Source organism: Rhodoferax sp. (assembly GCF_028689295.1).
GTDB lineage: Bacteria > Pseudomonadota > Gammaproteobacteria > Burkholderiales > Burkholderiaceae_C > Rhodoferax.
This window is the reverse complement of the sequence record NZ_JAQTWL010000011.1, coordinates 110,117-117,579: the sequence shown is the minus strand read 5'-3', so window position 1 is coordinate 117,579 and position 7,463 is coordinate 110,117. Positions and strand designations below refer to the sequence as shown.

At 59.1% G+C, this 7,463-nt stretch carries 7 protein-coding genes and 1 pseudogene; 2 read left to right on the top strand and 6 right to left on the bottom strand.

The features are described from left to right. Together PHF15_RS11180 and PHF15_RS11175 are read left to right on the top strand one after the other, a co-directional pair. Window positions 1–120: pseudogene (locus tag PHF15_RS11180) on the top strand (IS30 family transposase); the annotation flags it as partial. Window positions 121–683: 563 nt separating this feature from the next. Continuing rightward, a complete protein-coding gene (locus PHF15_RS11175) occupies window positions 684–3,215 on the top strand; it encodes an EAL domain-containing protein (protein ID WP_300121177.1) in 2,532 nt (843 codons plus the stop codon). A gap of 352 nt (window positions 3,216–3,567) precedes the next feature. Here PHF15_RS11175 and PHF15_RS11170 read toward each other — a convergent pair whose 3' ends face one another. The 6 genes from PHF15_RS11170 to grxC form a co-directional block, all read right to left on the bottom strand. After that, a complete protein-coding gene (locus PHF15_RS11170) occupies window positions 3,568–4,359 on the bottom strand; it encodes a YiiX/YebB-like N1pC/P60 family cysteine hydrolase (protein ID WP_300121176.1) in 792 nt (263 codons plus the stop codon). Window positions 4,360–4,369: 10 nt separating this feature from the next. Beyond that, window positions 4,370–4,831 carry a DoxX family protein gene (locus PHF15_RS11165; protein WP_300121188.1) on the bottom strand — a complete coding sequence of 154 codons (462 nt, stop codon included), beginning with the start codon at window positions 4,829–4,831 and terminating at the stop codon, window positions 4,370–4,372. Between the two features lie 43 nt (window positions 4,832–4,874). Continuing rightward, complete coding sequence (locus PHF15_RS11160) at window positions 4,875–5,660, bottom strand: DNA-binding domain-containing protein (RefSeq protein WP_300121175.1); 786 nt, start codon at window positions 5,658–5,660, stop codon at window positions 4,875–4,877. Beyond that, window positions 5,657–6,553, bottom strand: coding sequence for a DUF692 domain-containing protein (locus PHF15_RS11155; RefSeq protein WP_300121173.1), 897 nt, complete (start codon window positions 6,551–6,553; stop codon window positions 5,657–5,659). The genes PHF15_RS11160 and PHF15_RS11155 overlap by 4 nt, the downstream gene beginning before the upstream one ends. A gap of 29 nt (window positions 6,554–6,582) precedes the next feature. Further along, entirely contained in the window at window positions 6,583–6,906 is a 324-nt protein-coding gene (locus tag PHF15_RS11150; protein ID WP_300121172.1) for a DUF2282 domain-containing protein, read from the bottom strand. Window positions 6,907–7,151: 245 nt separating this feature from the next. Next, window positions 7,152–7,409: a glutaredoxin 3 gene (gene grxC / locus PHF15_RS11145; protein WP_300121186.1), complete on the bottom strand. Its 258-nt coding sequence runs from the start codon at window positions 7,407–7,409 to the stop codon at window positions 7,152–7,154. Between the last annotated feature and the right edge of the window lie 54 nt (window positions 7,410–7,463).

The following is a 7,463-nucleotide window of genomic DNA, read 5'->3' as shown; positions in this document are numbered from 1 at the left end:
AATTACACACAAGCACAGCTAAATGCAGTGGCCAGGAAGCTCAATGAGAGGCCTCGGAAAACTCTAAACTACGAAACGCCTGCTGAACAATTCAGCCAACTTGTTGCATCGACCGGTTGAATCCAAGACCCAAAACGGGTGCAAATGACAGGCAGCTTTACGGTGGGCCAACTCAACCCCAGACAGAAGTCGTTCGTGGCATTCGGCAACGTGCCCGGAGCTGACACAGGTTGCAGGCGAACCTGACATTCGGCGGCGTCGTCGCAGAAGCCAAAGCGGCTGTTCGCTGCAGGTGGCCCATTTCTCCCGCTGACGGACTGCAGCGCAGCGCTTAATCTGTTCATCGCAGTTTCTGACTGTGAGGCAAGTCCTGATCATCTACAGTCCTTTGCAGCCGAGACTTCAGTGCGATGCTGTTTTTCGGCTCACCGGTTTAGAATTGAAACTGCATGCAAGGAAAGCACCCGTGCTTCAAGCTCATCTCAACACGGATCAATCCTCAAAATTCGGGCAGTAGAAGTGTCAACTCCAGTTTTCGTATGGGCCATGGCCATCGCATTTCACCGACGTCATCCTGACTTGGTCTGCCTGCCTGAAGCAGATCGCCAAACAAAGCCGAACTCCTGTTACTGGAAGCCAGTTTGGTGACAGCGCCACCAGTCAGGAAATCTTGGTTGGTGCGCATGCACTATCGTGCGCGCGCGATTTCTTTCGCACTGGCATTTGTGGCGGCAGGTCTACACATCCACGGCAAGGGCTACAGCCCTTCTGTATGGATTTTTCTGGGACTGTTTTTTCTGGTCTACCCCCATGTTCAGTATTGGCGTGCCAGCAGGGCGGACAAACCGGTTGAAACTGAGGCCAACAATCTGCTGATTGACTCCGTACTCCTTGGCATGTTTGCCGCGGCCCTGAAGTTCTCGATCTGGTTGAGCTTCGCCGCAATTCTGGCCAATCTGATCAATAGCGTGGCAGCCAAGGGCTGGCGTGGCGCAGCGCAATCCGTCCTGGCCTTGCTGGTTGGCGCACTCATGTGGATCGGTGTCTACGGATTTCAGCTGTCACCGCATACCGAGTGGCCGGCAACGCTCATTTGCGTCGCTGGAGTTTTCGGCTACGTTCTTAATGTGGTCAATGTTGGATTTAAGCGCAATCTCCAGTTGCGCGACATCAAAACACGTCAGCGCGTGGTCCTGGAAGGCGTTCAGAGCGGGGTGATTACGATGTCCGAACGGGGCATCGTCGAGTCCTTCAATCAGTCAGCCCAACAGATGTTCGGTTACTGCGCCGCGGAAGTCGTTGGCAATAACGTCAAGATGCTGATGCCCGAGCCTTTCCGGGGCGAACACGACGGCTACCTCGCCAATTACGGTCAGACCGGCATCAAGAAGATCATCGACCACCGAAACGAGGTGATGGGGCAGCGCAAAGACGGTTCCTGCTTTGACATCGAACTGAGGGTTTATGAAACCCAGTTAAATGACCGGAAGCTGTTCATCGGTACCATTTCCGATATTAGTGCCCACAAGCAGGCGCAGGCCGATCTGCGCGTCGCCGCCACCGCCTTTGAATCCCAGGAAGGCATGGTCATCACCGATGCCAACAAGCGCATTCTGCGGGCTAACAGGGCGTTCACCCAAATCACCGGCTACACTCAAAATGAGGCGGTCGGCCAGACGCCTTCTATGCTCGGGTCCGGGCGTCACGACGATGCGTTCTACCAGACCATGTGGGAAATCATCCATCGCGACAAGTACTGGCAGGGCGAAATCTGGGACCGGCGTAAAAATGGCGAGGTCTTCCCCCTGTGGCTCGCTATCACAGCGGTACTCGATGAGAACGAAAGCGTCACCAACTACGTCGGCAGCTTCTCCGACATCACACTGCACAAACAGGCGCAGGACCGGATCGAGCTCCTGGCTTTCTCTGATCCGCTCACTGCACTGCCTAACCGGCGCCTGCTGATGGACCGCCTGCATCAGGCGCTGGCCTCCAGCGCGCGCCGCCGCCGCCGCGGGGCGGTACTGCTGATCGACCTGGATAACTTCAAAACCTTGAACGATACCCTGGGCCACGACAAGGGCGATCTGCTGCTGCAACAAGTGGCGCAACGCCTGGTCAACTGCGTGCGCGAGGGCGACACGGTCGCCCGCCTGGGCGGCGATGAGTTCGTGGTGATGCTCGAGGGTCTGGCCGAGAACTCCGAGGAGGCCGCCAGCCAGGCCAAGAAGGGGGGCGAAAAGATTCTCGCCGCCCTCAATCAGCCCTACGTTCTGGCTGATTTTGTGAACCACAGCACGCCCAGCATCGGCGTCACCCTGTTCGGCGGCCACCAAAACACCATCGAGGAACTGCTCAAGCAGGCCGATCTGGCCATGTACCAGTCCAAGGCGGCCGGCCGCAATACGTTGCGCTTTTTCGATCCGGCGATGCAAACCGTCGTGACTGCTCGCGCTGCGCTCGAGGTCGAGTTGCGCGAGGCGGTGACTCAGCAACGGTTCGTCCTTCATTACCAGCCACAAGTGGACGGTAATGGCCGCCCGACCGGCGCCGAGGCGCTGGTGCGCTGGCAGCATGCCGAGCGCGGCATGGTGTCGCCTGCAGAGTTCATCCCTCTGGCCGAAGACACCGGCCTGATCCTGCCCCTGGGCAGCTGGGTGCTGGAGACGGCCTGTGCTCAACTGGCGCTCTGGGCTGCCCGGCCTCAGATGGCCCATCTCACCATCGCGGTGAATGTCAGCGCGCGTCAAATTCGTCACACAGATTTTGTCGATCAGGTGATGGACGCACTCAATCACAGCGGCGCTGATCCACACCTTCTGAAACTGGAATTGACGGAAACCCTACTGCTCGATCATGTGGAAGAGATCATCGAGAAAATGAACGCCCTCAAGGCCAGGGGGGTGAGTTTCTCGCTAGATGATTTTGGCACCGGTTATTCGTCACTCGCCTACCTCAAGCGCTTGCCCCTGTTTCAACTGAAGATCGACCAGTCCTTCGTGCGTGATATTCTCACCGACCCGAACGACGCCGCAATCTGCCGCACCATCATCGCCCTGGCGCAGAGCCTGGGGCTGGCGGTGATCGCCGAAGGGGTGGAGAGTGAAGCGCAGCGGGACTTTCTCGTCGGTCAGGGCTGTCATGCCTATCAGGGCTACCTGTTTAGTCGGCCGCTGCCAGTGGTCGACTTTGAGGAATATGTGAAGCCGGGATGAGGTAACACTACTGGCCGTTTGAAGTTTGAAGTCGAAATTCGATTTGAAAACCTCATCGAATCCTGGCGTACGACAACAAAAGAGACACACCGGAAACCCGGCGGTGAGAGATCGTCGGCACCGTTCAATGTCAGCTATCTGGAATTCGTCTGCGCCAATGTCGGCAATGGAGGATCTGGCTTGGGCGGCAGCTCCTGGTCGAGTCCGGGTGTCTCTTTGATTGAATTTGCGACCACACTGCTGTCGCTGAACTACTGGAAGCAATGCCCGCTATCTGGCGGTCAATTCGGATCACCGTATTTCCGGTTACGCTGCATGGCCGACCAGTGCAAGGCACCGCGGCGCCACCGCATCAATCGAAATTCGAATCCACCAACCCACCCACCTGCTCACCCCACTTCAAGGCATGAAAGTCAAAACCGGCCTCGACGGTGGGTTTGATCACCTGGAAATACGGCGACACGTCGAAGTCGCGTGGCGCAAACAGGCTGTGGTGGCGAACGCTCAGAATCTCGCTGACACAATCCGGGCAATCGGGCCGGTCGTCGTTTGCAAGCACCGTGACGGGCAGGATCGGGTAACGAATCGACTGGAACGCCTGTGCGATCAGGGTCGAGCAAATGGCGCGGGTTGGGTCACCACTGCCCAGCGCCAGCATCTTGCGCCGAAAGCGCTGCGGCACCGGGGGCGTGGGAAACAGGTAGCGCGCCAAGTCGATGACGTTGCGCAAATCGTATTGGCTGCCAATGCGGGCGATGGCAAACGCGGTCAGTTTTTGGCTTTCTTCGGGGCTCAGGCCGAGCGGGCGACAAATGCGCGTGTGCATGCCGGCAAAGGCGTCAATGCCCACGCTGCGCACGCCGCTGACGGTGTCGGCTTCCACAAAACAATGGTCTGGGGGCGCGTTGCTGTCGCCAAGCAGCGCCGGCCCGACATACAGCGCGGCGTGCGACCAGGTGGACTGCGTCAGGTATTTGATGGCGCTGCTGACGCGGCTGTGGCCCTCGACCAGCAGCACGTCGCCAGGTCGCAAGGTGGCCAGCAGCCGCTCTGGCGACGTGGCCGGCACGGCTGAATGAACGTGCACATCCCGGGCCAGGTAGCGCGCAAGGCGCCCACCGAGCCAGTTCAATACCGAGTTCATGGTGACTTTCTCAGGTGTAGCGCCGCGCGATCCAGTGGTCCAGCGACAGTTTGCCCGCGCCGTTCACCATCAGCAGCAACAGCACGGCGGCCCAGGTGCCGTGGGTGGGATAGGCGTCGGGATAAACGAACAACTGGATGGTCAGCGTCATGCCCAGCAGCGCCAGCGCAGACAGGCGGGTGGCCAGCCCGAGCAAGAGCAGCAGCGGTAAAAAATGCTCGGCAAAGGCGGCCATTGTGGCGGCAATTTCCGGCGGGATCATGGGCAGCTGGTATTCTTCGCGGAACAAATCCACCACCGAGTCCGACAGGCGCGGCCAGCCCAGCGTGAATTCCTGGTTGACGATGTCGATGGCAAAACCCTGGATTTTGGTCTCACCGGACTTCCAGAATACCGCTGCAATCGAGAAGCGTGCCAACAACGCCACCAGCGTATGGGGAATGCGCGTGCAGACGGCGACAAAGCGCTGCATCAAATTGGGGATCAAACCACGCGCTGATGTGGCGCTCAAGGGTTCAGTGCGTGTGTTCATGAGGTGGGGCTCCGAAGGTGGTGTGGGTGATGAGCTGCCAACGCAGCAACAAGCCCAGGGTGTGGGTCAAATCGAACTCGGCATCCATCGTGCTGGCTTCGCCCGTGGCCACCAGCAGGCTCACACCGTCTTGCAGGCGGGTGACAAACAGCGCCGTGGCAGCGTCCAATGCCAGCGTGTCCACGTCGAGCCCGTGCCTGAAGACCAGCACCGCCTGGGGCACGTCGGGATCGACCGTGCTGATGCACAGCGCCCCCTGATGCGCCGCCCACAGCGAATCAATGGCATAGGGCGACGACAGCACCTGCACCGACGGGTGCAACACCAGGCTCAACACCGTGAGTTGCTCCGGCTCGGCCAGCGCATGGTGCAAGATGTCGGTGTTGATGGGTGGCACATCCGCCGCGTGGTAAGCCTGAACCCGGGCCATTTCCAGGCGTGCGACATCGGCCAGATATGGCACCAACGCGGCAGGTGGGAAGCTGCTGACAAAATCAGCGAACTGGTCCCCGTAATACGCCATGAGGCGCGAACGCGGCGGCTGGGCCTGCACAAACACCTTGGCCATGGCGCGAAAGAAATCTTCACCCACCATTTCTTGCACGACAGGAAAGGTGTCAGCCAGCGCGTCGATCAGCGACACCGTGACATTGTTGCGATAGACCGCAAAACGCGTGGCGGGGTCCGAGCCGTTACAGGTGGTCAAGCAGCCGGGGCAAGGCAACTCCGGGTTCAGCAAGGCTTGCGCGAAGGTGGTCTGGTAGCTCATGCCATGACCTCTTCAGCCAGCAGCATTTGCAAACGCTGCTCGGCCAAACCGGCTTCCGAGAGCAGCACCGGCCAGACCGGGATGTCGTTGTCACGCTCAAGCAAGGTGGGCTGGGCGCCGGTCAGTCCCAGCGTGAAGTCATAAAGCGCCCACACCGCCTGCGCCACTGGCGCGCCGTGGCTGTCGATCAGCAGCGGATCGCCGTTGCCATCGGTTTGATCGGCAAAGCCGGCCAGGTGAATCTCGCCCACCGCGTGCAGCGGCATGGCACGGATGGCGGCGTGCGCATCACGCTGGTGGTTGATGCTGCACACATGCACGTTGTTCACGTCCAGCAGCAAACCGCAACCGGTGCGGCGCACCACCTCGGTCAAAAAGGCGCCCTCTTCCCAGGTGGACGCCGCAAACTCGACATAAGTGGCCGGATTTTCCAGCAACATGCGCCGCTGCAGGTGCACCTGCACCTGGTCGATGTGGTCGCACACCCGCTGCAAGCTGGCCGTGTTGTACGGCAACGGCAGCAGGTCGTTCAGAAACGCCTTGCCATGGGTGGACCAGGCCAGGTGCTCGGAAAAGGATTGCGGCTGGTAACGCTTGAGCAGCATCGCCAGCGCATCCAGATGGTCGGTATCCAGCGGCGCATCGGCGCCAATGGACAGGCCGACGCCGTGGATCGAGAGCGGGTAGCGCTCGCGGATACGGGTCAGGTAATGGTGAAACGGCCCGCCGGCCACCATGTAATTTTCGGCATGGACTTCGAAGAAGCCGATGTCGGGCTCGGTGGCCAGAATGTCCTGAAAATGCTCGGGCTTGAGCCCCACCCCGGCCCTTGCGGGCAGAGTGGAGGCAGCTGCACCCGGGGTCAGCAGGGGCAACATGACGCTTGCGGCCATACCGGGTGCTCCAGTTGACTGTGACCTTATCAGGCCTTGACTTCCTTGAACTCTTTGAGCTGGCCATGGCCGGTGGGTGAGGTCTTGGACACGGTTTTTTCGCACGTGCCCTTGGGCACCATCGACCAGGCGTTGCCCTGGTAGTCCACTTTGGAAGTGCCAGCGCACGTGGTGCCAGCACCGGCTTTGCAGTCGTTTTTGCCTTTGAGCGCCACGCCAAAGCACTTTTCGGTGTCAGCAGCCTGTGCAGCCGTGGGCGCGGCGGCAATGCCCAAAGCGGCACTCATGGCCAGGGCCAGGCCAGCGGCAGAGGCGGTACGGCGGGTCACAGGAGATTGGGATGCGGTTGTCATGAGGATGTCCTTTAATGCATGAATGGTGGATAAAAAAGTGATCGCTTTTCAGCAAATGACCACTTGATGGTCACTGCTGCTGGATTGGTCGAAGCAGCAGCGGGTTTCTTACGGCGTGTAAATAAAAAAAAATTTGGCATCATGAAAATGTCATCTGCGTTCTCTTCAATTTTGACTGGGCAATGGGCTAGTGGTAGGCGTGGGCATTCATGGGCAAGTTTTTGATTTGCACTGCCGTACAAGTGCTATTGGGACAGCAATGCGTCAAGCTTGCCTGCTTTGTCCAGCGTCGTCAAATCATCAAAACCACCCACGTAAAAATCACCGACGTAAATTTGCGGCACAGTACGCTGGCCGGTTTTTTGCATCATGACTTCGCGTGCCCCCGGCTCCTGATCGACCAGAATTTTGTCGATCTTGGTAACGCCTTTGCGTCTGAGCAAGTGCTCGGCACTTTGGCAATAGCCACAGCTCGCTGAGCTGTACATCGTGACATTGATCATCATTTTTTTCCTTGAGAATGGCTGTTTGGTTTGACCTCGTACGGCGCAGGAAGC

What these genes read in the sequence shown, in the direction of transcription:
- PHF15_RS11175 (WP_300121177.1), top strand. Translation starts at nt 684, where the DNA reads ATGCACTATCGTGCGCGCGCGATTTCTTTCGCACTGGCATTTGTGGCG.
- PHF15_RS11170 (WP_300121176.1), bottom strand. Translation starts at nt 4,359, where the DNA reads ATGAACTCGGTATTGAACTGGCTCGGTGGGCGCCTTGCGCGCTACCTG.
- PHF15_RS11165 (WP_300121188.1), bottom strand. Translation starts at nt 4,831, where the DNA reads ATGCAGCGCTTTGTCGCCGTCTGCACGCGCATTCCCCATACGCTGGTG.
- PHF15_RS11160 (WP_300121175.1), bottom strand. Translation starts at nt 5,660, where the DNA reads ATGAGCTACCAGACCACCTTCGCGCAAGCCTTGCTGAACCCGGAGTTG.
- PHF15_RS11155 (WP_300121173.1), bottom strand. Translation starts at nt 6,553, where the DNA reads ATGGCCGCAAGCGTCATGTTGCCCCTGCTGACCCCGGGTGCAGCTGCC.
- PHF15_RS11150 (WP_300121172.1), bottom strand. Translation starts at nt 6,906, where the DNA reads ATGACAACCGCATCCCAATCTCCTGTGACCCGCCGTACCGCCTCTGCC.
- grxC (WP_300121186.1), bottom strand. Translation starts at nt 7,409, where the DNA reads ATGATCAATGTCACGATGTACAGCTCAGCGAGCTGTGGCTATTGCCAA.